General features: G+C 29.1%; 35 protein-coding genes and 1 riboswitch. Of the genes, 5 read left to right on the forward strand and 30 right to left on the reverse strand.

Annotated elements, in window-relative coordinates; translation table 11 throughout:
- The 7 genes from OW730_RS17840 to OW730_RS17870 form a co-directional block, all read right to left on the reverse strand.
- On the reverse strand, nt 1-837 hold the full coding sequence (locus OW730_RS17840; RefSeq protein ID WP_271225406.1) for an AAA family ATPase: 837 nt from the start codon (nt 835-837) through the stop codon (nt 1-3).
- A 21-nt stretch (nt 838-858) separates the two neighbouring features.
- Nucleotides 859-1,554, reverse strand: a complete 696-nt coding sequence (cpaB, locus tag OW730_RS17845) for a Flp pilus assembly protein CpaB (protein ID WP_271225407.1) — start codon at nt 1,552-1,554, stop codon at nt 859-861.
- 8 nt (nt 1,555-1,562) lie between these two features.
- Nucleotides 1,563-2,486 (reverse strand): TadE/TadG family type IV pilus assembly protein, encoded by a 924-nt coding sequence (locus OW730_RS17850; RefSeq protein WP_271225408.1) that lies wholly within the window; start codon nt 2,484-2,486, stop codon nt 1,563-1,565.
- A 10-nt stretch (nt 2,487-2,496) separates the two neighbouring features.
- Entirely contained in the window at nt 2,497-2,877 is a 381-nt protein-coding gene (locus OW730_RS17855; RefSeq protein ID WP_271225409.1) for a TadE/TadG family type IV pilus assembly protein, read from the reverse strand.
- Nucleotides 2,874-3,392, reverse strand: a complete 519-nt coding sequence (locus tag OW730_RS17860) for an A24 family peptidase (RefSeq protein WP_271225410.1) — start codon at nt 3,390-3,392, stop codon at nt 2,874-2,876. The genes OW730_RS17855 and OW730_RS17860 overlap by 4 nt, the downstream gene beginning before the upstream one ends.
- Before the next feature lie 115 nt (nt 3,393-3,507).
- A complete protein-coding gene (locus OW730_RS17865; protein ID WP_271225411.1) occupies nt 3,508-3,687 on the reverse strand; it encodes a Flp family type IVb pilin in 180 nt (59 codons plus the stop codon).
- A 116-nt stretch (nt 3,688-3,803) separates the two neighbouring features.
- Nucleotides 3,804-4,154 carry a DUF192 domain-containing protein gene (locus OW730_RS17870; RefSeq protein ID WP_271225412.1) on the reverse strand — a complete coding sequence of 117 codons (351 nt, stop codon included), beginning with the start codon at nt 4,152-4,154 and terminating at the stop codon, nt 3,804-3,806.
- A gap of 67 nt (nt 4,155-4,221) precedes the next feature.
- A riboswitch (cyclic di-GMP riboswitch) is annotated at nt 4,222-4,308 on the reverse strand.
- A 272-nt stretch (nt 4,309-4,580) separates the two neighbouring features.
- Between OW730_RS17870 and OW730_RS17875 the strand changes: the two genes are divergently transcribed.
- Complete coding sequence (locus OW730_RS17875) at nt 4,581-5,039, forward strand: hypothetical protein (protein WP_271225413.1); 459 nt, start codon at nt 4,581-4,583, stop codon at nt 5,037-5,039.
- An 84-nt stretch (nt 5,040-5,123) separates the two neighbouring features.
- Here the strand turns inward: OW730_RS17875 and OW730_RS17880 are convergent, their stop codons facing one another.
- The 12 genes from OW730_RS17880 to OW730_RS17935 all read right to left on the reverse strand — a co-directional run bounded on the left by OW730_RS17880 (nt 5,124) and on the right by OW730_RS17935 (nt 15,313).
- A complete protein-coding gene (locus OW730_RS17880) occupies nt 5,124-5,948 on the reverse strand; it encodes an aminoglycoside N(3)-acetyltransferase (RefSeq protein ID WP_271225414.1) in 825 nt (274 codons plus the stop codon).
- 106 nt (nt 5,949-6,054) lie between these two features.
- The gene (locus OW730_RS17885) at nt 6,055-6,684 is read right to left on the reverse strand and encodes a GNAT family N-acetyltransferase (RefSeq protein WP_271225415.1); all 630 of its coding nucleotides are present in this window, start codon (nt 6,682-6,684) and stop codon (nt 6,055-6,057) included.
- A gap of 119 nt (nt 6,685-6,803) precedes the next feature.
- Nucleotides 6,804-7,034, reverse strand: a complete 231-nt coding sequence (locus OW730_RS17890; protein WP_271225416.1) for a hypothetical protein — start codon at nt 7,032-7,034, stop codon at nt 6,804-6,806.
- 155 nt (nt 7,035-7,189) lie between these two features.
- Nucleotides 7,190-7,441, reverse strand: coding sequence for a zinc ribbon domain-containing protein (locus tag OW730_RS17895; RefSeq protein ID WP_333781226.1), 252 nt, complete (start codon nt 7,439-7,441; stop codon nt 7,190-7,192).
- A gap of 89 nt (nt 7,442-7,530) precedes the next feature.
- Nucleotides 7,531-9,006 (reverse strand): methyl-accepting chemotaxis protein, encoded by a 1,476-nt coding sequence (locus OW730_RS17900; protein ID WP_271225418.1) that lies wholly within the window; start codon nt 9,004-9,006, stop codon nt 7,531-7,533.
- 202 nt (nt 9,007-9,208) lie between these two features.
- A complete protein-coding gene (locus OW730_RS17905; RefSeq protein WP_271225419.1) occupies nt 9,209-10,159 on the reverse strand; it encodes a DegV family protein in 951 nt (316 codons plus the stop codon).
- Nucleotides 10,160-10,352: 193 nt separating this feature from the next.
- Nucleotides 10,353-11,984 carry an L-glutamate gamma-semialdehyde dehydrogenase gene (pruA, locus tag OW730_RS17910; RefSeq protein ID WP_271225420.1) on the reverse strand — a complete coding sequence of 544 codons (1,632 nt, stop codon included), beginning with the start codon at nt 11,982-11,984 and terminating at the stop codon, nt 10,353-10,355.
- 27 nt (nt 11,985-12,011) lie between these two features.
- The gene (locus tag OW730_RS17915) at nt 12,012-13,160 is read right to left on the reverse strand and encodes an NAD(P)/FAD-dependent oxidoreductase (RefSeq protein WP_271225421.1); all 1,149 of its coding nucleotides are present in this window, start codon (nt 13,158-13,160) and stop codon (nt 12,012-12,014) included.
- Entirely contained in the window at nt 13,144-13,434 is a 291-nt protein-coding gene (locus OW730_RS17920) for a (2Fe-2S)-binding protein (protein WP_271225422.1), read from the reverse strand. The genes OW730_RS17915 and OW730_RS17920 overlap by 17 nt, the downstream gene beginning before the upstream one ends.
- Entirely contained in the window at nt 13,434-13,925 is a 492-nt protein-coding gene (locus OW730_RS17925; protein ID WP_271225423.1) for a 4Fe-4S dicluster domain-containing protein, read from the reverse strand. Before OW730_RS17925 ends, OW730_RS17920 begins: the two co-directional genes overlap by 1 nt.
- 3 nt (nt 13,926-13,928) lie before the next feature.
- Complete coding sequence (locus OW730_RS17930; protein WP_271225424.1) at nt 13,929-15,011, reverse strand: NAD(P)/FAD-dependent oxidoreductase; 1,083 nt, start codon at nt 15,009-15,011, stop codon at nt 13,929-13,931.
- Entirely contained in the window at nt 15,008-15,313 is a 306-nt protein-coding gene (locus OW730_RS17935) for a (2Fe-2S)-binding protein (protein WP_271225425.1), read from the reverse strand. Before OW730_RS17935 ends, OW730_RS17930 begins: the two co-directional genes overlap by 4 nt.
- Nucleotides 15,314-15,502: 189 nt before the next feature.
- On the opposite strand from OW730_RS17935, the gene OW730_RS17940 reads away from it, so the two are divergent.
- Both OW730_RS17940 and OW730_RS17945 read left to right on the forward strand, forming a co-directional pair.
- A complete protein-coding gene (locus tag OW730_RS17940; protein ID WP_271225426.1) occupies nt 15,503-16,297 on the forward strand; it encodes a 3'-5' exonuclease in 795 nt (264 codons plus the stop codon).
- 84 nt (nt 16,298-16,381) lie between these two features.
- Nucleotides 16,382-16,537 carry a hypothetical protein gene (locus OW730_RS17945; RefSeq protein WP_271225427.1) on the forward strand — a complete coding sequence of 52 codons (156 nt, stop codon included), beginning with the start codon at nt 16,382-16,384 and terminating at the stop codon, nt 16,535-16,537.
- Nucleotides 16,538-16,641: 104 nt separating this feature from the next.
- Here the strand turns inward: OW730_RS17945 and OW730_RS17950 are convergent, their stop codons facing one another.
- The 6 genes from OW730_RS17950 to OW730_RS17975 form a co-directional block, all read right to left on the reverse strand.
- Nucleotides 16,642-16,866 (reverse strand): hypothetical protein, encoded by a 225-nt coding sequence (locus OW730_RS17950; RefSeq protein WP_271225428.1) that lies wholly within the window; start codon nt 16,864-16,866, stop codon nt 16,642-16,644.
- Nucleotides 16,867-16,885: 19 nt separating this feature from the next.
- Nucleotides 16,886-17,698 (reverse strand): GNAT family N-acetyltransferase, encoded by an 813-nt coding sequence (locus tag OW730_RS17955; protein WP_271225429.1) that lies wholly within the window; start codon nt 17,696-17,698, stop codon nt 16,886-16,888.
- A 22-nt stretch (nt 17,699-17,720) separates the two neighbouring features.
- Complete coding sequence (locus OW730_RS17960) at nt 17,721-18,428, reverse strand: hypothetical protein (protein ID WP_271225430.1); 708 nt, start codon at nt 18,426-18,428, stop codon at nt 17,721-17,723.
- A gap of 23 nt (nt 18,429-18,451) precedes the next feature.
- Entirely contained in the window at nt 18,452-18,901 is a 450-nt protein-coding gene (locus tag OW730_RS17965; RefSeq protein WP_271225431.1) for a ParB N-terminal domain-containing protein, read from the reverse strand.
- A gap of 34 nt (nt 18,902-18,935) precedes the next feature.
- Complete coding sequence (locus OW730_RS17970) at nt 18,936-19,883, reverse strand: phosphotransferase family protein (protein ID WP_333781288.1); 948 nt, start codon at nt 19,881-19,883, stop codon at nt 18,936-18,938.
- A gap of 472 nt (nt 19,884-20,355) precedes the next feature.
- Nucleotides 20,356-21,015, reverse strand: coding sequence for a class I SAM-dependent methyltransferase (locus tag OW730_RS17975; protein ID WP_271229594.1), 660 nt, complete (start codon nt 21,013-21,015; stop codon nt 20,356-20,358).
- Between OW730_RS17975 and OW730_RS17980 the strand changes: the two genes are divergently transcribed.
- A complete protein-coding gene (locus tag OW730_RS17980; RefSeq protein ID WP_271225432.1) occupies nt 20,942-21,112 on the forward strand; it encodes a hypothetical protein in 171 nt (56 codons plus the stop codon). The two genes, OW730_RS17975 and OW730_RS17980, sit on opposite strands and share 74 nt — an antisense overlap.
- A 403-nt stretch (nt 21,113-21,515) precedes the next feature.
- Here OW730_RS17980 and OW730_RS17985 read toward each other — a convergent pair whose 3' ends face one another.
- The 4 genes from OW730_RS17985 to OW730_RS18000 are packed head-to-tail and all read right to left on the reverse strand — an operon-like array spanning nt 21,516 to nt 23,765.
- The gene (locus OW730_RS17985; RefSeq protein WP_271225433.1) at nt 21,516-22,577 is read right to left on the reverse strand and encodes an alpha/beta fold hydrolase; all 1,062 of its coding nucleotides are present in this window, start codon (nt 22,575-22,577) and stop codon (nt 21,516-21,518) included.
- Nucleotides 22,578-23,027, reverse strand: coding sequence for an aminoglycoside 6'-N-acetyltransferase (aac(6'), locus tag OW730_RS17990; protein ID WP_271225434.1), 450 nt, complete (start codon nt 23,025-23,027; stop codon nt 22,578-22,580). It abuts the gene before it with no gap.
- Nucleotides 23,028-23,079: 52 nt separating this feature from the next.
- Nucleotides 23,080-23,271: a hypothetical protein gene (locus OW730_RS17995; protein WP_271225435.1), complete on the reverse strand. Its 192-nt coding sequence runs from the start codon at nt 23,269-23,271 to the stop codon at nt 23,080-23,082.
- Between the two features lie 32 nt (nt 23,272-23,303).
- Complete coding sequence (locus tag OW730_RS18000; protein WP_271225436.1) at nt 23,304-23,765, reverse strand: GNAT family N-acetyltransferase; 462 nt, start codon at nt 23,763-23,765, stop codon at nt 23,304-23,306.
- A gap of 367 nt (nt 23,766-24,132) precedes the next feature.
- Here OW730_RS18000 and OW730_RS18005 point away from each other — a divergent pair, with 367 nt between their 5' ends.
- A complete protein-coding gene (locus tag OW730_RS18005; protein WP_271225437.1) occupies nt 24,133-24,957 on the forward strand; it encodes a M48 family metallopeptidase in 825 nt (274 codons plus the stop codon).
- 41 nt (nt 24,958-24,998) lie between these two features.
- On the opposite strand, the gene OW730_RS18010 is transcribed toward OW730_RS18005, so the two are convergent.
- Complete coding sequence (locus tag OW730_RS18010) at nt 24,999-25,532, reverse strand: DUF402 domain-containing protein (protein WP_271225438.1); 534 nt, start codon at nt 25,530-25,532, stop codon at nt 24,999-25,001.
- Nucleotides 25,533-25,547: the final 15 nt, after the last annotated feature.

Here is a 25,547-nt window from a genome sequence, read left to right on the forward strand (position 1 = left end):
TTACTTGTTCTTTTTGAAAACACTAAATAAACTAGTTTTTTTATGCCTTCTTCTTCGTCGTTTAACTAACGTATTGCTTCTATATAATTGAACTGCTAAGTTTCCAATTTCATTTGAAATTTTTTCTTTTGGTTTGCTCATAACAAAAGGGATTCCAATATTAAATGATTTTGATACAACTTTAAAATTATCTGATATAAAATATAAATCTTCAACATTCAGTATATTTTTTGTGTCCTTAAATTTAATAACACTCTCCATGTCGCCTCTATTTATTATAATTTTGGTCTTTTCTTCTAAATCTAATGCTTTTATTGTTTTCAACATTGCCTTTGTATTCTTTAAAGCTGCCATCTCAAGATCTGTTATTAACATTATTTTATTTGCTTTTTCCATAAAACTAATATTATGTTCAGAAAGGCCTGATGATAAATCAACAATTAAAAATCTATTATTTTCTAAAAGCTCATCACAAACTCTTTCAATAACTGGTGGTGTAATTAAATCTGCATATTCTGGCTTTACAGGTGCAGATAAAACTTTAACTCCGCTTTCATGTTTTTGAAGATAATTGGATAATATATCACTGTTTAAGGAATCAATATCATGAATTAAATCACTTATTGTAAGTTTAGGTTGTAAATCAAGGGCAAGGTTTACATCACCAAATTGAAAATTACCATCTAAAATACAGGTGGAAAACCCCTTCTTAGCAAGTGCAACTGCAATATTTACAGAAATAATTGTTTTTCCAACACCACCTTTTGCACTGGCAAAAACAATCATCTCACCTTTCTTTCTTTCAGTTGTTTCATGGATAACTTCATTAACATCCATAAGCTTACCTCCTTGAATCACTTACTTAGGGAATATTTTACTTCTAAGAGTAAGTTTTATATTTCCTCTTTCATCTGCATTTATTAGTTTAACTATATCTTGTGGTTTTAATTCTAAAGTAACTGAAATGTATTCAACTTCATCATTATTATCATCTTTTTCTTTGATATCTTTATCTTCTTTTTCTTTCAATCTTTTACCAACTGCTAATACTCTTATATCTTCAAGTAATATTTCCGTATTTACTGTTTTTTCTAATCCATGTTGCTCAATTTCTTCACTAAAAATCACATCTACATTGTCTTCAGGTTCTATTAAATTAGTTACTGACTCAACAATATTAACTTCAATTGAAACCGCTCTATAACCTTCTCTTATTTTTCTTGTTACAAATTTCTCTTCTTTATATTGATCTATGAATCTCTCAGAGAATAAAGCTTCCCCCTTCTTCATATCAGTTAGAGCATACTTCCCTTCTATTTCTTCCATTGTTCTTATAGATTCTGGATGTACTGATTCTGTTTCTAATTCTATGAATTCTAATAATTCTTTAGTAATTTTTTGATATCTGTTAATTTTAACTTTGGGTACCACAATACTTATCTTATTTTCATTCTTCTTATACTTTGTATCAAGTTCTTTTAAATATTTACTAAAAAGAACGGTTGTTATTACTGCCATCATTAATGCTAAAATCAATATATTTCGTGATTTCATCTCTCCACCTACTCTGTTAATCTTATTGTATATGCACCATTATCTGTTATATTTTCATCTCCGAATCCAGTTCCAACTCTCTTAATAAAGTACCCTGTAATTGATGAATCATGTTTATCAAAAGGTGTCTTTAAATAAAAATATGCAAATCCAGTTATTTTAACTTCTTTTAACTGATTTAATTGAATTAAATGAGGTTCATAAACTAATACTAAAATAATTCTAGAACACTCCCTATGACTATAATCATCAATAGCATGATTACAAGAAGTAATCCTAAAATCAATAGCTTCTTTTGTTTTTCCTTCAACATTTCCTGTTTGAGTTTCAATAATATCTCCAACTTTCAATTCACCGTCATATCCATATCTTAAATCCTGTTCATATAACTTTCCACCTGGACCTGAAAGTGCTAAAATCCCAAAGTTTCCATACTCCGAATCACCTGAATCAACCTTTAAAGTATATTCTTTTAAATATTCAAGAGGTATATTCTTATCAATTCCAAGGGGTACAGCTCCACTAGCTCTACTCATTGGGAAAAGTTCTACAGCTGAAGAAACTTTAACAGGTAAACTATTTATGTTAAATAACTTTAAAAAGTTTAAAGAAACAACCTTTTCTAAAACAACTTCTAAGCTATACCCATTATTAGTTTCAATAATTATTTCTTTCAAGCTATTCTCTTCATTATGAGCTTTTAAAATTTCTAATACTATTTGATTAACTGAATCACTATCATTCGTAAGTTCCTGTGCACCTGATAAAACTGCAGCATTTACTGTTTTTTTTAAGTGGCTTTTAGTTTTATATAAAATCCCACCATCTATTACAAGTCCCGCTATTCCAATAATTATTACTAAAAAAAGTGCAAACAACGGCAATGCACTTCCTTTTTCTTCTTTAAGAAGGTTATGATTTTTGATAACCATACACATCCTCCTATTCTATCCTAATGGTTGATTTAGTACTTACATTATATGGTGTTGAAATAAACACACCAATAATAGGGGTAATATATTTAACTTGATAATTTATTTGCACTGTAACATACTCACCTGAACTTCTATTAGAATCATTAGGTGTAATATTAACTGATATTGTATCTTTATTAGCTAAGTCTACTGTATCATTCACATATTCAACTATTGCAGAATCACTTTTCCCTAAGCCACCCATTCTTACTGCTTCTTGAGATACCATATTCAAATGAATTGAAGCATATAAAATTCTACCAAAATCAATTACTCCGCACAAAAGCACTAAAAGAATTGGTAAGACAAGTGCAATCTCTACCACAGCCTGACCTTTTTCTTTTCTCATACAATCCAAGCTCCCTTGAAAATCAGACATATTACAGCACCACCTACAATTGCTACTCCATAAGGATATTTTTTAATTAATGCTGATGTTGGAAGTTCTAGTTTATACCTCACACCTTGAAATAATGAAAACACCCATATAAACATACCTTTAAAACACTTTAGTGTTTCTTTATGAAATAGGATAATAACAAGAGCTATGAAGCCGCCTATAACAGCCATATATAAAGCTGTATTCAAAACGAAAAAAGTCCCTTTTATCGCTCCTATAAGAGCTAATAACTTAACATCTCCAGCTCCAATTCCACCTAGAAAATATGGTATTAACAATAAACTAAACCCAACTAAAAGCCCCAGAAGGGAAAATTTCAAGCCGTTAAAACCATTTATAATAAAATGTAAGGGAATAACTGTAATAAGTGCAGGAAATATTACTTTGTTATATATCATCTGTTCTTTTATATCTGTAATAAGACAAATCACTAGCACGAGCACTAGAATCATATCAAATATCATTTTTCCACTCCTTCCTGTAAAGAATTAAAGAACCCTGCATAATGGCAGGGTTCTTTATTGGTATAGGAATCCAAGTTCCAATTATACTCTAAGGACTATTCAATTAATATTAACTTTATGTTGGAGTATTGTCAGTTAATTTAGTTTTAATTGTATTTACTAATGTACTAATTTGATCTCTTAAAGCTACTAATGCAACTATTGCACCTACTGCTACAATTCCTAAAACTAAACCGTACTCAGTCATTCCTTGACCTTTTTCTTCTACAAATAAATTTTTCATTTTATTTAACATAATAATTCCTCCTAAATGTTTTTTATATTTTATCGTTTACTTAAATTAAATTCCTTTGATAATCAAACTATTTCCCCCATAATTCGACAACTACTTTAAATTTTTAGATTATGTAGTTATACCCCTCCCTCCTTGATAATTTCTACAACTTGTCCAATTTGCGTTTTTGTTTCTCTTATTCTACCGCTTGAAAGTTCTATGACCGTCACAGCCTTTTTTCTGAATTTTCCAACTTTTCTCGGTTCCATATTTTCATCGATAGATAAGATTTTATTATTATTATCCAGATATAAAACATCGATATTATAGTTCATAAAATAAGTGTGTATTCCTTTACAGGGTTTTATATATAATGCTGATTGAGGTGGAAGATTTTTTGTAAACATTAAGCCTTTAAACCTTTTGAAAAAGCTATTGGCTTCTATTAAATTTTCTGCTAATACAGTATTATTTGTCGTATTCTTCAATATCAGACAAAACCCACCTCCTGTAAATAAAAAATACCCAACTAAAGGTTGGGTATACTTCCAAACCTTCGGTAACTGGCTGACATAATGTAAAAACATCTTAGTCCCTGTAGTTTTGCGTCATTAGTTTTCACTAACTTTGCCTTTATCGTGTTTTATATTCATCTGTTAACTATATTATACATAGCAGAAAATGAAAACACAAGACTAAATTCATAATTTCTTCATAAAACTTTAATTGTTTTTTTATTGACATTTAATTTTTTAGCAAAACTTTCATCACTACCATCTTATTTCCTTAATCTATTCCAAATTTTATTAAGTAAGAAAATTCCTTTTACATTTTGTAATATTACTAGAGGAAAATATAAATACATGTCGAAATTATATTAGGTTGCGAATTTTTAAGTTAATCGGAGGAAAAAAATGAATTTAGATAAAAATAAGCTTAATGCTATAGCCAATAGACTAATAAACAGAGCAATTAAAATGGGCTATAAAAAAGAAGATCTTGATGATTGTTACATCGAAGACCTTTTAAAGCAAACAAAATCTCTTAGAATTAGAGATTTCATTGAACTTTCCTATTATAAAGGAATATTTAAAGGATTCCAGTACGTTGAAACATTATTAAATATTACAGATAAAAAAAATCTTAGTTCTAATGATTCAATAGATCTAAAAAAACAAAATGCAGAGCTTATTAATAGACTAGAGACGTTAAATGAAATGGTCTTGAATATAAAGGAACCACCAAAAAGTACAGGTAAAATGCTTACAGATGGAAGATCTTTTGTTTCTTTTAGAAATGAATATTCCAGTAAAATTAGGCAAGCAATTAAAACAGCTTCTGAAAATAAGGATTACTTAGAAGAAATCAAATGATTATTAACATCAAAAATATGGGAGTGTACCAGGTCCGCAGACATAAATTTCCTACGGACCTGGTACACACCCATATTTTTATTATTATGTACTTTTATTACATCTTCCATAGTATTTTTCGAACCATTTAACCCCAAAGTCTACAGCTTTTTTTTGATTAAAAAGTTTCGACTTTGCTTCACCAATATAATTAATTGTTACATCACTTTCTTGCTCAAAATCTTTCCCAAGCAAATAGAATAATTCTGTTTTGAAATCAATCTCTTTAAATTCCTTCCACACTCTTTTTCCATCACTCATTATAGGTGCACTACAAGTTGTTTCCTCATAATTTCCTGCTCTATATTCACAAAGATGAAAAGATGTATTATCTTCATATGTGGTACCCAATAATATTACCTTTGCATCTAAATCATATAGTCTTGCTAAAGGTGATCCCTCTCCTAAACCAAAATCCAATGAATGATTTTGAATTATCTCGTTTGAATTTTTACCCCATGCAGCAAAGGATACATTGTGATGATTACTTCTTAATACGTTATGAAATGTTCTGAAACATTCTACTATAGCACCCATACCAAATGTCGGTGTTATCTTAGGGTCAAATGCTGGCATTGTTTCTTTAACTATATCAACCCACTCTTCAGGTATAGGAGGATTTTCCCACAATGCAGGGTCTGAATAATCATCACTATGAGTAGGCATTATTATTGTACCAGATTCTGTAACTGCATCCATAAGTGCTTGAATTACAGCAACAGGTCCTCCACATACCCATCCTATAGAACTTAAAGAAGAATGAACTATAACATTATCTCCTTTTCTCAAACCAATCCTAATAAAATCTTCACTTAAAGATTTTCTTGTACTCAATTTTTCTGTTTTCTTTATAATGTTTTCTAAACTCATATTATCCCCCAGACCTTATATCTTTTCATCTATTTCAAAATAATTAGCATAATTATAGCATATTAAAGAAAACTATTCCAATTATAATAATTAATAAACTTTATATCTAATTATTACATTGCGAAAAGTACTCATCATCAATAGATTCTGTAATTTTACTGAATACAACGCTTCTATGCTCAATATCTCCATGTATAAACTGAAAAACTGAATATATTTGATTTCTTAATACTTCCTTTGATAAATATTTTACACCTTCTTTCGGTATAAAATATAAATCTAAAGGAATGCTACCGTCTTTTATAGGAAGATAATAATCTATGTTCAATCTATGAGCCCCTATTCTTTTATAAAAATCAATGCGTCGTTTTTGCTTTTCTCTTATTTTCTTATTTACATGATTAGCTTCTTCAACTTCTACCATTATTCCTTTTACATTATTTCTTCTTTCAATAATTTTGTTAAAAAATAAAGTACCATATCCTTTACTTTGAAACTTAGGATAAATTGCTATATAATCTATCCATATAACCCTTGAATTTTCGTTTTCATAAATAAAAGCATATCCTAGTATTTCTTTTAAAATAAAATCCTTTGCAATTAAAAGTTTATATTTATATCCTCCCATTAATGATTCTAGCTGTTTTCTATCTTTTCTCTCATCAGCTGGGAAGTCTTTTTCATATCTCTCATATATTATATTTAAATCATCAATTGATCCCTCAATTATGTCCATAAACCCCTCCAATAATAATTAATTTTCAAACCTCTTAATTATATCATATAAATGTATATATTTTTTCAATATTCTTAATAATAGCATCTAAACAATAAAGGAAAACACTGAATTCATTATTAAATTTTAATACAACTTTTATGATTTACGTTCAAAAAATAAATACAGGGTGATTGATTATAGTCATTAACTCTAATCTTTCCCCTGCATCTCTTTTTATTATTCTCTTTTTTCTTGTCTTTATGAACTCCACAACCTCTTACAACTTCTTCACTTGAAAATGGTGTTCTTGTTTTAACATATCCACCTTTGATAACAATATTATCTTTATTTTTCTTCTTTTTACTCATAATATCTCTCCTTTATTGTTTAATACTACTTAAAACATATTATATTATATGTTTATCAAGAGTTCAACTTGTCTTTATTTAATAATATAAATTTACTGAAGAGTTTATGTTGATATAAAAATACCTACATAAACTCCCTAAACTTGTGTAAAACGTTATTTCCATCTCTTTAATGTTGGGAAGAATTCCTCCATGCTCTTTCTAGCCTGTTCTTCAGTTATATCTGGATTTGCTTTTACCATATGAGGTATACAAAACTGTATCATCTGTTCCATAGTCATATCGTCTTTAAAACTACCTTTTTCATAGCAATATACACAATAATCTTCATTCTTACTTCCATCATTATTAGTTCCAAACATGCCTTCTTCCATTAAAGGCATCCCACAACTTTGACAAAACTTCATATTACACTCCATCATAACAACTCCTTCACTTATTCATATAAATATGATAGCAAGAATAACTTGACAACAGAGTGTCATATTTAATGATATTATTTAACTGATATTTGATTTAATTTATTAACAAGCTCTTCTAGAACTTTAAAGCTACCTACAATGTTATCTATTCTTCTGTCTTGATCATTAATATTTCCTAATATCTCTTCAACCGATGAGATAACTTCCTCTGAAGAGTGGGAAATTGCAGTTATTCTATTAAGGGCCTTTTGTGATGAATTCTCAATTTTATTCATCATTTCATCTGTTTGATTAGCTTTTTCAAATACTGTTTCTGTGTTTTCTTTTATGTTATTTATCAGTTCTTTAGTGGTCCCTAGTGAATTAATACTTTTATCAGCTGCTTGTTGAACAGTTATAACTTGTTCTGTAACATTTTTGATTTTACCATTAATTTCTTTTAATATTCCGGAAATTTCTTCAGTTGAATTATGTGAATCATTAGCAAGTTTTCTTATTTCTTCTGCAACAACAGAAAACCCTTTACCTGCTTCCCCTGCTCTTGCAGCTTCAATAGCTGCATTTAATGCAAGAAGATTAGTTTGATTTGCAATTGCTGAAATACTCTCTAGTATACTACTTATTCTGTTAGCATGAATATTTAAATCATCTACATACATTACTGTCTCTTTAACACCAGAATTAACCTTTTGTATTTCTTCAGTTAAATTATCAAATTGCTCTTTTCCAGTAATAACACTTGTTTTTGTGGATTTCGAACTTTCTTTAACTATATCTGTTGCTTTTACAATATTATTTACAGCTTTATTTTCATTATCTATATCCGCTGCAATCTCATTAACAACAAGCGCTTGTTCTTCAATACATTTTGTAGTATTAGAAAACATCTGTGTAATATTTTTTGATATTTCTCCTGATACATTCACATTGTCTTTTAGCTCTGCGCTGAACTTACTTAAAATAGTTACAGATTCTTTTATTTCATCAAGCATCTTAATCATTTTTTTCTTTTCTGAAGTAACAGTATAGTGTTTTTCCATTATTTCTTTATTAAGTGATTTGTTATTTAGAGCTTGTGCAATTAAAAATCCCATACAAATTATAGTTACAACAAGTACTATTATCAATCCAGGTATGTCATAAAAATCTCCGTAAAATTCTTCTCCAAAAGCAAAAAATCCATATATTAATGTTGCACTTTCTAATAAAGTCAAAATAATTATTGCTTTATATTCTTGATATAATGAAATAATAACTAGAAAAAGAAATACAAATAAAAAAGAGGTTATATCATGAAAGATATGAACATGAAAAAAATGAAGAACTCCCATTCCAAAAGTAACAAAATACATTACATATTGATTAACTTTCCTTATTCTAGTTAAAAGTGTTGTAATAATACTGATTCCTAAACTTATAGGAACCATAATATATATAGTTTCTTTTGCCAAATTAGCAGTAATACAAAGTAATAGATACGCGATAGTACTGATCCATAGCAACTTGGACATAAGTTTATTTTTTTTAATCATAAAATCATTATTAGACATCTCAATCCTCATTTCTTTAAATAAATTTATTTTTTATACAAATTTTAACTTAGAGTTTTTAACATAATCTCATTTTTCCCTCCAAGTTATTATTTCTACATAATTTTATAAAAATCCTTCATATTTTCCATAACTCGATTTTTTCAATAAAGCTTTAATTTTTAAAATAACTTAAGGGATACCTATACGGTATCCCTTAACTCTACTCATGGTCTTTTAATTTACCTAATAGATCATTTTTCATTTCCATTAAATCATTAAACTCATTAATAAATAACCCATCTCTCTTATGTCCTTTCTCAACAAAGAACATTGAAATTCCACCTAGTCCAACATGAGTACCAACAGCAACTCCCATTTGCATAATGAATATATCGCCATTAAACTCAGTTTCTTCTTGAATTTTGAGTTTTAAGTTTTCAGCAACTTTTTTATCTGATGTATAACCCACAATAATAAAGTCAGTAACCTCTGGGTCATTTCTCTTAATAAATTCATCAATATAATGTTTAAGGACTTTTTTTCGACCTCTTTCTTTTGCTACTATTGCACCCTTACCTTTTCTCATAGACATTATTGGTTTAATCTTTAAAATCTTCCCAATGAATGCGCTTGCATTTGTTAGTCTGCCACTCTTAATTAAATGATCTAAATCATCAACTGCAAGAAAGTGCTTCACACTTGTTTTATATGATTCATTAAACTTTATTAATTCCTCATAAGTAGCTCCTTGTTCTCTTAATTTTGCAGTTTTTAAAATTAACCATCCACTTCCATGACTCATACCTTTTGAATCTACAACATGTATCTTAACATCCGAGTTTGGATTTTCCTCATAGAACATCTCCTTAGCCATTACACCCGAATAATATGCTCCACTTGTTCCACTTGACATACAAATACATAATATTTCAGTATGTCCCTCTTTAACTGCCTCATTCATAATTTTTAAATACTCATTTGGACTTGGCATTGCAGTTGTTACATCCTTTAACTCTTGAATCATATCATAAAATTCATCTGGTTGAATGTCTATTTTATCTCTGTATGGCTTACCTTCAATGTTAATAGTTAAAGGTGCTACACCAATATTATATTTCTCAATTATATCCTGAGATAAATCACAGGTTGAGTCAGCCATAATTTTAATCATAAATAACCTCCAAGTTTTATTAAAAACACAAATTTCTATTTCAAATCAACATTGTAATACTACTATGTCAATACTACCATGATTTTAATGAATATGGAAGGAAGTAATTACTATAGATAGTAACCAAGAACTCCCAGTCATGCTATGACACTTGTCTACGCCTAACTGGAAGTTAATTCAATATACTTTATCTTTATTTTTCATTCATGAATTTATATCTATAATTTTTAGGTGGATTAAATGTTTCTTTTATAGTCATTGGGTTCATCCATCTTAATAAGTTAAGTTTACTTCCAGCTTTATCATTAGTTCCTGAAGCTCTACCCCCTCCAAAAGGTTGTTGTCCAACAACAGCACCAGTTGGTTTGTCATTTATATAGAAATTTCCTGCTGAATGTAATAATTTATCTTTCATGTGAACAACTGCATTTCTATCATTTGCAAATATTGCTCCTGTAAGTCCATACGGAGATGTTGAGTTACATAAATCTAATGTTTCATCTAACTTATCATCTTCGTAAATATATATTGTTAAAACAGGTCCAAAAATCTCTTCTTTCATTGATTTGAATTTTGGGTCTGTAGTAACTATTACTGTTGGTTCTATGAAGAATCCTTTGGAATCATCATATTCACCACCACAAATGATTTCTGCATCTGATGACTCTTTAGCGAATTCAATATATGAGCATATCTTATCAAATGATACTTTATCAATTACAGCATTCATAAAGTTTGTAAAATCCTCTACATCTCCAACTTTTATTGATGAAATTTGATTGATTAGATTATACTCCATGTTACTCCATACACTTTTAGGAATATATGCTCTAGAAGCAGCTGAGCATTTCTGTCCTTGGTATTCAAAAGCACCTCTAACTAGTGCAGTGGTCAAGGCTTCATGATCGGCTGAATGATGAGCGAATATAAAGTCCTTTCCACCTGTTTCTCCTACTAATCTTGGATAAACTTTATACTTATTTAAATTTTCACCAATCTTTTTCCATAATCCTTGAAATACTTTAGTAGATCCTGTAAAGTGTATTCCAGCTAAATCCTTATTATCTAAAATAATGTCTCCAATTTCTTTACCATAACCTGGTATAAAGTTTATAACCCCATCAGGCATTCCAGCTTCTCTTAATAATTCCATTACAAAATAGTTAGAATAAACAGCTGTTGAGGCTGGCTTCCATAATGCAACATTTCCTGCCATCACCGGAGCTGTAGGTAAATTCCCTCCTATAGAAGTAAAGTTAAAAGGAGTAATTGCAAAAACAAACCCCTCTAATGGTCTGTACTCTAATCTATTCCAGTAATCTTTAGTGGACATTGGTTGATCACTATATATTTCTGTTAAATAATATGCATTAAATCTAAAAAAATCTATTAATTCACAAGCTGAATCAATTTCAGCTTGGAATGCATTTTTACTTTGACAAAGCATTGTTGATGCATTTATAACATCACGCCAAGGACCAGCTAATAGTTCAGCCGCCTTTAAGAAGATAGAAACTCTATGCTCCCACGGCATTCTTTCCCACTCTTTTTTTGCTTCCATTGCAGTATTAATAGCCATTTTTACTTCTTTTTCACCAGCGATATGATATGTTGCTAATACATGTTCTTTATCATGAGGTATAATACACTTCCCTGTTCTTTCTGTATATATTTCCTTTCCACCTATAATCAGTGGTATCTCAATTGTCTCTGATTTTAATTCCTGTAATTTTAATTTTAGACTATCTCTTTCATTACTTCCTGGTTCATATGTTTTTATTGCCTCATTTTCTGGTTTTCTAATTTTAAAATATGCATTTTGCATTTTCTTCACCTCATTAAATTTATTTCTCTAAACAACAGATGGTTCTAAGACTAATTCCCCTCTTTCAAATCTATCTTTATCAAGCATGCTCACATCAATAGATGTTTTTTCTCCAAGAATTTGTTCAGCTAACAATATACCAGTAATTGGAGCTAGCATAAATCCATGACCACTATAACCTATAGCTTGATAAAACCCCTCTATTTCTTTTATTGGACCAAGAATCGGCTGTTTATCTGGAGTTATATTGTATAGTCCAGCCCATTGTCTTATTACTCTTAATTTTCCTAAGGGAGGTAACAATTCAGTTACCGTTTTGGACATTTCATCTAGAAACTGCCAACTTGAAGTGGTTCTTAGGTCTTTTGGCTCATTAGAGTCACCTCTCCCCATTATGAAAGATCCATGAGGCGTTTGTTGACAGTATATATTTAATGAAAACGACATAACCATAGGCTTTAGTATTGGTTCCACAGGTTCTGTTACTAATATTTGATGTCTCTCAGAAAATACAGGGAGTTCAACTCCTACCATATTTGCAATTTCCTTGGAATATCCCCCAGCCGCATTAACAACAACTTCTGTAAAAATTTCACCCTTAGTAGTTATTACTGATTGTATTTTTTTGCTTTTAGTTTTTATTTCTATTACTTCAGTGTCTGTATAGAAGTTAACTCCTAATCTTTTTGCAGCTACAGCAAATGCATCCGTAGCTAGAAAAGGATTAAGATGTCCATCTTTTGAACAATAAGTTGCACTTATTATCTTTTCTGTATTTAGATAAGGAACGATTTTCTTAGCTTCTAAAGGTGTTATATATTCAACTGGAATACCTAAACTTTTTTGAAGTTTAACATTCTTTTTAAACTGCTCATCTTCTTTAGTCGTAGAAGCAACAATCAAATATCCTCCCTGTTTAAACTCAATATCCCTATGATATTGAAGTTCTTCTTTTGCGGTTTCAAAGAACTTAATACTTTCTTTAGCTAATGTACAATTCATTATGGTTCCCCACTGTTGTCTAACCCCAGCACCACACCTTCCAGTTGCACCACTAGCTAAATAGTTCTTTTCAATTACTGCAATATTCTTTACACCTTTTTTTGCAAGGTTATAAGCAATTGCACACCCAATTATTCCTCCACCAATAATTACTACTTCAGCAGTTTTCTTCATGATTTTCAACTCCATTTGCAATATCTTCAAGCTTTATTGCCTTTGCAGGGGGTCTAGTATTAGAAACTTTAACATTTTCCATTTTTTCATTAGTGAATTTTGAAATCTCCCTTTGAATTAATCCTCCACAGGTTTTCCCTTGACATGGACCCATTCCAGCCCTAGATATTCTTTTTATTTCTTCAACAGTTAAATATCCTTCATTGAGTAATTCTTTTATCTCTTTTAAAGTTATATCTGAACATCTGCATATAATAATACTATTTTCATCCATCAAATACCCTCCATTTGAATATTTCTAAATTCATGGATATATTTCTTATTTACTGCTACATGAATGATAGTTGTCTTATCATATATTTCTAAATTCATCACTTTTACCACCTTAACCTTAGTAATATATTCTCCCTTTCTATTTAATCCTTTAACTATATCTCCATCCTTAGGTAAGGGTAAAAACTCATAAGGGATTTTAAAGAGAACTTCATCCTCAGAATATGTCTTATCTAGTACCATTATTGCCAGACCAGGACAAGAACTAATACACATGGTACATCCTGTACATAATTCATAATCTATCATGGGGATGTTTGTTATATCGTCAAAAAATTTTATTGCATTTCTTTTACATGCATCTGAGCATGGATTACATGGAATTTTCTCGTAACACTCTATAATCGCCACTGGTCCTTTCTTTAATCTTTCTTCACTTGGAAATACTCTCTTAATACATTCCTCAGCAGGTACCCCTGTCTTTTTCAGCACTAATTACACCTCTCTTTGCTTTTCAATTCCACTTTTGATTTTATATCCAGTAGGGCCTGAACGTAATTCCTCTAATTGATTTGTATAATCTAATACAAGTTCTTTAAAGTTTGTATGTTCAATCCCTACACTCTTTGAAGCATAAAGACCAGCTAGATAACCTTCTACCATAGCACTACTAGCTTCTTCAACGCCTGCCACATCTCCAGCTGCAAAAATTCCTTTCACAGTAGTTTCATAGTTTGAAAATCTTATAGGGGTTTGCCCACCTAATTCAGGTATATATTTAGTTCTACATCCAGCCTGTAATAGCAATTCACATAACGGCGATAAGCCTACTGAAATACACATAACATCTACATTAAAGTTCTTTTCTGTATTTTCAATAGGTTGCCACCTTTCGTCTAATTGCCAAGTTACAACCTTTTCTAAAGACTCCTTACCTACAGCTTCTTTTACTGTACGGCTTGTATAAATAGGTACACCCATCCTTCTTACTTTAGATGCATGTACTAAATATCCACCAATTTGAGGAGCAGCATCAATTATTCCAACAACTTCAACACCTGCTTGCAATAGTTGATAACTAACGATCAATCCAATATTCCCTGCTCCAACCATCAAAACCTTATTCCCTGGACGAATTCCATAAACATTCATCAGAGTCTGTACTGCTCCGGCTCCATATATTCCTGGCAAATCATTATTAGGAAAGGCTAGAGCTTTTTCCATTGCCCCAGTGGCAACTATAATAGCCTTTGATTTAACTTTCATGTATCTTCCTTTATGTTCGTATGTTATAACACCATCCTCATAAATTCCAGCTGCTGTTGCATCATTAAGTATTTCCACACGCTCATGGTATTTAGCTATCTTATCCAATAATAAATCTGGAATATTTAAACCTCTTTTTGATGCATACTGCTTTTTTGAACCAAAAAACATATGGGTTTGCTTTATGAGTTGTCCTCCTAAAAAATCACTCCTTTCCAAAAGAAGCACTTTAGCCCCACTAGAAGCTGCACTTATTACTGAACATAATCCTGCAGGTCCTCCACCAATGATAACTATGTCAACTTCTTTCATAACAATTCACCTCTTCCTATCTGGCTTTTAACCATCATTCCATCCTCGGCTTTTGTAACACATATTCTTACATTAGGTACTCCATTAACAGTCATTAAACATGAAGAACAATTTCCAATAGCACAATATAAACCTCTAGGTCTGTGCTTAAACAAACTATGCCCTAGAACTTTAACCCCTGCTGCATATAATGCAGCAGCTATTGTTTCACCTTCATATGCTTCAATTGTTCCGCCATTGAAATTGAAGTTAATTTTATCTCTCCTATTAAAATCGATAATTGGATGTTCTTCAATTCTCATCTTTCCACCCCATATTTAATTTTTATTGCTTAAATTATATTCATCAATATAATGAAATATACTGATTTAACTCTGTTTTAAGAATTGTATAACATATAAAAATTATTAATACTAATAATTTAGATTTTGGATTTTTTTATACTCTAAGAGTTATACTAAATAGTAATAAATATATTTAGGAGCATTGAAATGAATTACATAATTTTTGACTTAGAATTTAATCAAGCTTTTAATCCTAAAAAAAGAACTAGAGCAGTCCCAAATGAAATCTGCCCTTTTGAAATAATACAAATTGGTGCCATAAAATTAAACAATAGCTTTGAAACAATATCATCATTTGATAGATTTATTAAACCTGAAATATATAAAGATATTCACCCTTTTGTAAGAAGAATGACTGGTATAACTATAGATCAATTAAAGAATGGAAAATCTTTTAAAAATGTTTTTAAAAAATTTATCTCCTTTATTGGAGAAGAAGAGTGTATATTATGTATTTGGGGAATGGGTGATATGAAGGAACTATATAGAAATATTGAATATCATTCGTTAAATAAATCATTAGTTCCTGAAAAATATATAGATATACAAGCTTTGGCCTCAAAATACTTTAACTGTCCTAAGGGATGTAATATAGGTCTTAAAAATGCCGTTGAAATGCTGCATATTCCTCATAGTAATGAATTTCATAATGCATTCATCGATGCATATTTCACAGCAGAAATCTTTAAATCAATTCCAATAAAAAAACTTAAGCCTAAAACATATAATATTGAAAAATACTTGAAAAAGAAGAAAAAAGATAATGGTAAGAAAAGAATTGACTATTCTAAAATGTATATGCAATTTGAAAAAATGTTTGAAAGAAAATTAACAAAAGACGATAAATTAATGATCAAAACTGCTTATATGATGGGAAAAACTCATCAATTCGTACTTGATGGAACTGAAGAAAAAGAAAAGGAAAATCAAATCAAAAAATAATCTAAGAGAATTTTTAACGCATAAAACATAAAAAAAAGTACAAACTATATATGAGCATAAAAGTTTATCATGGAGGTGTTTATAATGAAATCAGTAAAAAATTTCAGTGATCTTCCTGCAAAGAAAAAAGGTAATAGATCAGAAGAACATCATTTTTCTAGAAACCAAATAGTTAAGACAATACAACAACCTGGTGAAAATGAAAGTGCCATTGATGCAAAAAGAAGAGGTTTTAGATAAATATAATTAATTATAATTTTTATGATTACACAACAAAAACGCATAGAATAAACATAGTGATTAAAAATCACTATGTTTATTTATATTTTTCTGCAATAGTATCGTTACCTTTCATTCCCATGCTTAAAGTTACCAGTTAGTTTAGCTAATATCATTTGTATCTGAAATTCATCTTTATTATTAATTTTTGAAATAAATTTTTCAGTTTCTTTCTCACTAAGTATTTTTATTCTTCTATTATCAAAAAATATAAAAGTTTTGTTAGCTTTAGTAATTTTATAGCTAAATGGATTTTCTTTTAATCTATCCCTTTTATCAATATTATTCATCTCATACTCCTTATTATAATTATTCTTTTACCGATGCATTTTCTGAAATGTTATCTACTACACATGCCACAAATTTACCATACTTTTTAAATCCAAGCTTTTTATAACACTTGATGGCTGGAAGATTATCCACTTTTACATTTAGTCCAATAAATTTAATTTTATTTTTAAGACTATTTGTTAGTGCCTTTACTACTTTCTCACCATATCCTCTTTTTCTATAATCAGGATGAGTTGTTACATGCGCCACAGCAGCGACTTCAAACTCTTCAGAATATGCATGTATCCCTGCAAAACTAATTAGTTTCCCATCATCATATATTCCAAAGTTTTCGTTCAATTTTACTAATTCATCGTCAAGCCATGCCCCTGGATAACTTACTGAGATTAAATCTTTAATGTCAGTTAAGTCATTAAAACCAAGTCTTACAGCTATATTTTCATGATTATTATCTAATTCATGATACTGATCTAACCCCATATTAACATACTCTTCAAATTCAGAGATATGATTTTGTGAAAACACCTCTTCTAAAACTTCTCTATCAATATGAGTATAGAATTGTGCTGGTAGATATATTTTTATTTTCTTTAATAGTTCTATATTATATTGCAGATTTTCAAATGAAGCAGCAAGTAACACAGGTATTTCACAATTAGTACTCAACATAGCAATTTCTTTAAGTTCTGAATGATCAAATAATCCAAAACAAATAACCTTTTCCCATTCTCTTATTGTTAAATTGCTAAATTGATATACATAATTAAATCTTGGCTTATTTTTCAAATATTCATAAACAATACTTGGATTATGAATTATTCTTAATTCCATATATGTTTCTCCTTTTTTCTTCTTATTGATTTAATGTCTTTTGTCTTTTCTTCTTAATCAGTTTAATTAAAGTTGTGAATAGCCCTGCCAACAGATACCATTCAACAATTATCATACTTAATATCAGTATGAATATTACTATGTTTGTTTCTGATAAATTACTTGGGACTCCAGCATAAAAGTATGTTATCTGTGTATAACTAAGAAGCCTGCTTAAAACAAATACATCCAACTTAAAAAATAAAAATGTGAATATTGAAATTGGTATTCCAAATCCATCAAAATATAAATCAAATGCATCACGTAAAACACTTAAAACACTGGGTAATGATGAAGTTCCTCCATATAATCCCACAATGTAATCTAAAATAATATAAGGAATAGTTGTCATTCCAATTATAAAAATTATCATTCTAAGTTTACTAATCTTAAATGATTTTTTAAGGATTATTTTTAGCTCTTCTTTATTACAATAATAGTTAATAATTGATAATATACAATATGTTATAAATAATGATATTATCGTAATCCACGATATTTCTATTGAATGAAACCAAATACCTTTATAATCTATAAATCTTTTTATAAACCGTATAAAAGTATAGTAAGTTAACTGTGGAGGTGCATCATTAACAAACACAAATACAGGTACTATAGGAAGAAAAATGTATATACATAAAGTTGTCATTACTTTTCCTAAAGTTGGTCTGAAAACTTTTTTAATATCCATATAGCACTCCTTTTATAATTTTGTTAGCTAGCCAAATACTCTTCAAACTGCTTAATATTTTCCTCACTATCACTATCCCAAATAATTGCCCAACACTTTTTGATATTCTCTCTTTTTAAAGCCTCTATACGGTGATTACCATCATTTACAATTAATTTTCCTTCTTTATTTTCTGCAATTAATGGTGGCATGTCCCATCCATCACGAATTAAATCCTGAAACTTTTCAATGTGCTTATCCCATGATTCAGGTGAATTATAATATTGCATTTCAGGTTCTGGACCACAACATCTTGTTAATTTATCAATGTCAATTAAAATTGGTCCTATCCAATATCTTTTCTGAAGCTTTAATCCCTCAGAGAACGGTTTATTATTTCCTACTGAATTCAGAAACAAGTGAACCCACTCTTCAATATCTCCTTTCTTATAAAATTCAATAGCTTCATTAACGTTAAATAATAATTTATCCATGTTTTGTTCCCCCTTAATTGTTTTTATTTATTTTTTAATTATCTAATGATAAAAGATAATCTTTCACAGAATCATATGATTTTTTCCTGCCTAGCTTTGCAAAAAACCTTAAGCTATCTAAACCTTTGCAATATGTAGCACAAAGAAATCTTTCTCTGAAGTTTGGGACACTTATGCCTTTTGATTCATAGTATTCTTGAAATAACATTTTCATATTAAATTTTGGTGATTGAAATTGCATATGTATTGTTGCTATATCAAAAATGAAGTCCCCATACATTACATTCCCCCAATCAATAATACCTGTTACTAAATTAGTATTTGAAATAATATTACCAAAGTGACAGTCTCCATGAATTAAATATCTCTCTGATTCACAGTATTTTGATAATTGAAGCATTTTTTCATAGATTTCTTGAAACACATCATATTCTAAGAAACTATTCTCAAACAAGTCATACCATCCATTCCAAAACCCATTCTGTTCCTTCTTAAAGAATGTGACCAAGTATTCATACCATGATTCATATAATCCATTACCTGATGAGTCTATCCATCCATAACCTTTAACATCACCTAAGTTAACAGAGTGCATCTTTGTTATTGCTTCAATTAAGCTAGGGATTACTGTGCTAAATTGGCTATTATCTAAAGTATTTATTGTGCATCCTACAGCTTGTTCAGATATTGAAAAAAATGTATTATTCAATATTCCAACCTCAATAATTCTTGGTATTGCTAATCCCTGATGTGCATACTTTTCATGCAAAAATCTCTCCACTTCAAACTCATCTTTAATATTACTAAATCGAATAACATATTTTTTATCTAAGTATTTAAAGAAATAAACTTGTTTCAGATTTCCACCAGAAGAAACTTCTAAAGCTTCAACTTTTTCTCCAAAGTACTTTTCTAAAAAACTATCTATCTCATTAATATTAAATTGTGGTTTATTGTTTGAAATAAAATCACCTCCTCTTATTTACAAATAAAAAAGGACCTAGTGAACAGCGTTCTCCAAGTCCTTAAAATATCAAAAATATATATATGATTGCTTGTCATATAAAAATAAATGCTGTACATGAAGTACAGCAATAAATCCTTATATTTCAATTACAATCTTATAATCTTACATAAACATACTTTAGCAAGAATTAATAAATATACTTGAAAGGACTATTAATGCTGTTGTTCTAATATTAGAAAATCATAAATTAATGCAACACAAATAAAACTTCTATGATACTCTACTCATCATTTTAAAGATGACTAAAAATAATCATATTAAGTTCACAATTCAATAAAAAATAATTGTTAAACCTTTAAAATATTTATTTGTAATACATCTTTGATTTACTTATTTAGAACAACTATTGTCATTGGTAGTCTCCTTTCAAATTTACAAATATAGATAAATTATACCATTATAATAAATTATTGTAAATACACTTCTTTTAAATTTTTTCTGCTAAAAATATAGCTCTGCTGCTTTTTCTATTGTATTCTTCACCATTTCTACTTCCAAAAAAGTTAAGAATATTAAAGTTATATTTATCTAACCACCCTTTAACTTCTTCTGCAGTAACAGGATGTTTTCTACTCTTATATTCAAATGTAAATTTCTTATTATCTTTAGATATATATAATTTATGACTATAGTGAAGAATATTATTTTTTTCATCAAAACTATGCTGTTTTAATGTATATTTCCCTATTGTCCCATCACTACATTCTCCTTGGAATATATTTCTTTCGTTAAGAAAATCACTCCTACCCCAATCTCCTTTGTAGTCATTATTATCTATAAATAATAATCCACCTTCTCTAAGAGCTTCATAAGCTTTTTTTATACATCTTTCTTGTAACTCTGCTGAAGGTAACTCATAAAATGCATTACATCCAATGATAATTAGATCATATCCCTTTCCCCAATTACCTTCTAGAACATCTTCTTGCTTAAGAGTTATTCTTTCTTGAACTTCCTCATCAAGACTATTTACTTTATTAATTGCTCTATTAAGCATATTAGGAGATAAATCTATGCCGCAAATTTTATGTCCTTCAACAGCAATAGGAATAAGTATTCTCCCAGTTCCACAAAAACATTCTAAAATATTAAGCTGTCCTTTACTCTCAATTAGTCTCTTAATTAATTCAATATCCTCTGTAGTTGTTTCAAATATATCATATAATTCTGCTACAACATCGTGATCATAGCTTTTAGAATTTAAAATTTCTATAATAATCTCCCCCTTTAAAAATAAATTGAGAATTGTGAATTGAGAATTGAAAATGATGGATGTTTCTACTTACGCAGAAACTACATTTTATTGTGCTATATTATAATACTTTTTTATGATAAACTATTGTTGTTAAAATACAATAATAAAATAAAAACAATTAATATAATAAGTTAATTATTACATTAATTGTTTCTTTTATCAAAGCATAAAACTATTATAATTATTCTATACTTAATTTATACTATTTTAGTATTTACGTTTTAGAAGACACCACAATAAACTTTTCTTTCTGTTTAGTGCCTAAATTAACCGTTTGTCCATCTCTCTTTCTTATTGTACTAGCATCATATCCTCCAAATAGAAAGGTTTTTCTAATCTCCTTTTATTTTTTCATGAGTATTCTTTATTCTCACCATTAATAATGTGAACTTTTCAACCTCTTCAAACTGAGGAAAATGAGCAGAATCTTCAAACCATATAAACTCCTTATATGGTGCTTGCAGCAAATTATAATATTCTTCTACAAGAATTGATGGAGTATTATAATCATATCTTCCCCCACAGAAATATACAGGAACTTTAACCTTAGGAAGCTCTTTAATAAAATTCAACTCACTATTCTGTCCCCACATAGCTTTTGCAGAAAAAGCATTCCCCATAACAAATCTTATAAAATCAATTCCAGTATATTCTGGTGAAAATATACTTCCAATTATTATATCATTTAACGTATTTACTTGTTTTTCAACACCATGGTATTTACTTAATATTTTTCTCTGTGCAGCAGTTTCCTTTACAGCTTCAGAATATGGTGGTATACCGATTCTGTCCAATATTTCAATTGATTTAACATCATTATTTTCTTTAGCTTGATTATACACATACTCATAGGATATTATCTCTCCTATAGTGCCATCAACAACTTGACCTATACCTATATAAGCTTTTATCTTTTCAGGATATTTATCTACAACATATAAACCAAGTTCACTTCCCCAAGAATGTCCTACTAAGTAAACAGATTTCTTATTTAGTTTTTTGCATAAATAATCTATAACTTCATTTGTATCCAGAACAAATTGTTCTCTAGTCATTGAATGTTCAGGTATATCTCTAGAATATGATTTTCCAGCTCCTCTTTGATCCCAGTTTACTACTATGAATTCCTCTTCTAGCTTTTTTTGATACTTACGAGCGAAACTGATCTGTGGATATCCAGGACCCCCATGTAAAAATAAGACAATAGGATTATCCTTGTTTGTTCCTCTAATTAAGATTGATTGCTCAACTCCCCCAATTTCAACCATATTGAGTTCACTGATGCTATTATTATAATTTCTATTATATTTGGGCGTTCTTGATGGTAAAAAGAATATTAAAAGAAAGCTTAATAAAATAGTTAGTATTATGATTTTTATAATTTTTGTTTTCATTTATTTCTTAATCTCCTTAATAAAACAAATAATTCGATTAGCCTCTTGGAATCCTATATTCTTATGAAAATCATAACTAACTTTATTGTCATATTCAATATCTGACCCCATCTGAGAACACCCTTTCAATAATGCCCATTTTTCACCTTTAGCAAATAATTCTCTTGCAATACCTTGCTTTCTATAGTTCTGTTTAACATAAATCCCCTCAACATAACCAACAGGACTTGAGTCAGAACCCTCTACATAATCACGTCTAATAGCAACATGAATAAATCCTATGTTCTCACCATTAATTTGATATAAAAATACTTCATCATCCTCTGTTTCTAGTAGTTCATTAAACTCTTCTTTCAGTCCTTCAAAAGTATTATCTGGCCATAAATCTAACGCCATACCTACTAAATCCTCTAAATCATTAGATTGTACCTCTACAATTTTATTATTCATCTTCATCTCCCCCTCAAATCAACAATTGTATATAAATATATTCACCTGTGTATTATTTATTTTGTAACTCGTACCAATCACCAAATTTCTTCATACAAGTAATTTCTTCTAATCTACGATATTCAACAAAATCTTCGTCACTAAACTCAGCAATTGTCTTTTCAAAATTTTCTGGCTCAAATATGTACCATAACTCAGACCACTGATTTTCTTTTTCTTTTCCTCTTATACATTCTGAAATCATACCTGGAGATTTACTTTCAAAAAATCTAATAATTAAATTTCTTTAAATCTCCTTTCAAGATAAACATTATATCCTCTTTTTTCCCAAAACTCCTTTGCCTCGCTATTATCTATTGAAGTATAAAGTTCAATTAAATTTATATTTCTTTTTTTAAACCACTTATTCAACTCTTCAACAAGTTTCTTTCCTATTCCATTTCTTCTAGCTTTCTTTAATACAGTAAGAAATGGCACATAACCTATTTTTTCAGGCAGCATTAATCTCGAGTTATCATCTATTGTTCCTACTATCATTCCAACTATTTCGCCTCTAACTTTTGCTACAATTGCAACTTTTTCTTTATCATTTAATAATCCCTCAAAGTATTTAATAAAAATTTCTTTGTAATCATTTTTAAATTTAAGACTTTCATGTGCTTCTCTATATTCTTTAGCTAATGGAACAAGTAAATCTAAATCTTCTTTTTCTAATGTTTTTATTTCAGTCATCACCATGTTTAATCCCTCCAGTTTTACAAAATCCACAATGCATTGTTATATTTCAATAAATTCTTCTTTTTTAATTACATCAATAAAATTAGTATTTAATTCTTCTATTTATCAACATAAAGCTACTTTCCTCTTTTTATACTTCTATTTTCCTGTTATTATTCCTCTATTTTACAATCATATTATCCTTGTTCACTTGTTAATAAGAAATTCTCTAATTAAATATAACACTATTACTTAATGTTTAAGATACATTTAAGAAAAATAATATGTTGGTTTAAGAATAATGTTATAAACTTAGTAAAGTTATTACTAATAAATTTACATAAGATAAGAGGGGAGGTAGCTTTGTCAAAGGACAAGCTAATTTTATATGATAATGCATAAATACAAGAATAAAGAACTAAATAAAAAATTAATCCATCCTAAAGAAAGAATACTGTTTAAACTAGTTACATTTATTACAATCTTGGGTGGTATTATTTCTCTATCACTTCCATTTTGGGCTTCAGATTTATTTGAAGAACCAAGCAGAGTATGGGAAATTTCAGGATTTGTTATACTTTCGTGGTTTACTATTGTTTATTTTTTAGGAAAACAATATGCCTCTACAAGAGCAAATGCAATAAAGATTACTAAAACTCAATTTCCTGAAGTATATGATATTATTGAAGATTATTCAAGAAAACTTGAATTTAAGAAGGTACCTAATGCTTATGTAATTCAAGAGGGAGGAGTACTTAATGCTTTTGCAGCAAGTTTTTTCAAAACAAATTTTATTCAAATTAATATAGATATATTTGAAGTAGCATACCGTGAACACAAGGATTTAAACAGCTTAGCCTTTGTTATTGCACATGAAATGGCTCATATCAAGATGCGACATACAAAAATAAGTTATAATTATCTTACTAGCTTAGGTAATTTAATTCCACTACTTGGTCAAGCTCTTTCAAGGGCAAGAGAATATACTTGCGACCAACATGCATTATATTTGTGTCCTGAGGGAAAAGAAGGATTAATTCTTCTTTCAGCTGGAAAACATTTATATAAAAAAATTGATATGGAGACATATATTCAAGAAGCACAAGAACAAAAAGGATTTTTTATATGGCTTGTTAATTCCCTTTCTAGCCATCCAGTTATGATTAAACGAATGAAGGCTTTAATAGATGAGAAACCAGGAAAACTTTTTTAAAAACTCATATTCAAAGTTTAACTTTGAATATGAGTTTTATTTTAAGAAAGCATATATTTTAAATACTTATCACTAATACCTATTAATTCCTTTTTATTTTTCTTTGCATATTCCATAATATTATTAGCTTCTAAATAAGCTAAATCGTATTGCTCTTTAGTAATATCATTTTTTTCTAAGGCCTCTTCAAGTTCATCTTCATCAAATAATAAAATCTCACCTGATGAAAGTAAAACAACATCGAGATATAAATCATCATAATAAAGAATTCCTGATTCACTTAATTTATTTCCTGTACAAATATCAAAATACATTTGAATTAATTCATGTTTTTCATTAAACATCATAGTTACGGCATAATTCTTATCTTTTGGAAAGTATTGTGTCCATATATAACCTTCATCCGCTAAACATAATTCTTTTTCTTGAACCCCTACAATCAAAGGTTCCTTTACCTTATCAATATACGTAATTGATAAATACCCATTCAGTTCTATGTTTTCTATGTATATTAAGTTGAATCTTTTTTCTATAACTCTTGTCCAATTCCGTCTATCTGCGTATTTCCTTTTCATTATTTTTCCCCCAAT

This window comes from Oceanirhabdus sp. W0125-5, from assembly GCF_027938815.1.
Taxonomy (GTDB): Bacteria; Bacillota; Clostridia; order Clostridiales; family Clostridiaceae; genus Oceanirhabdus.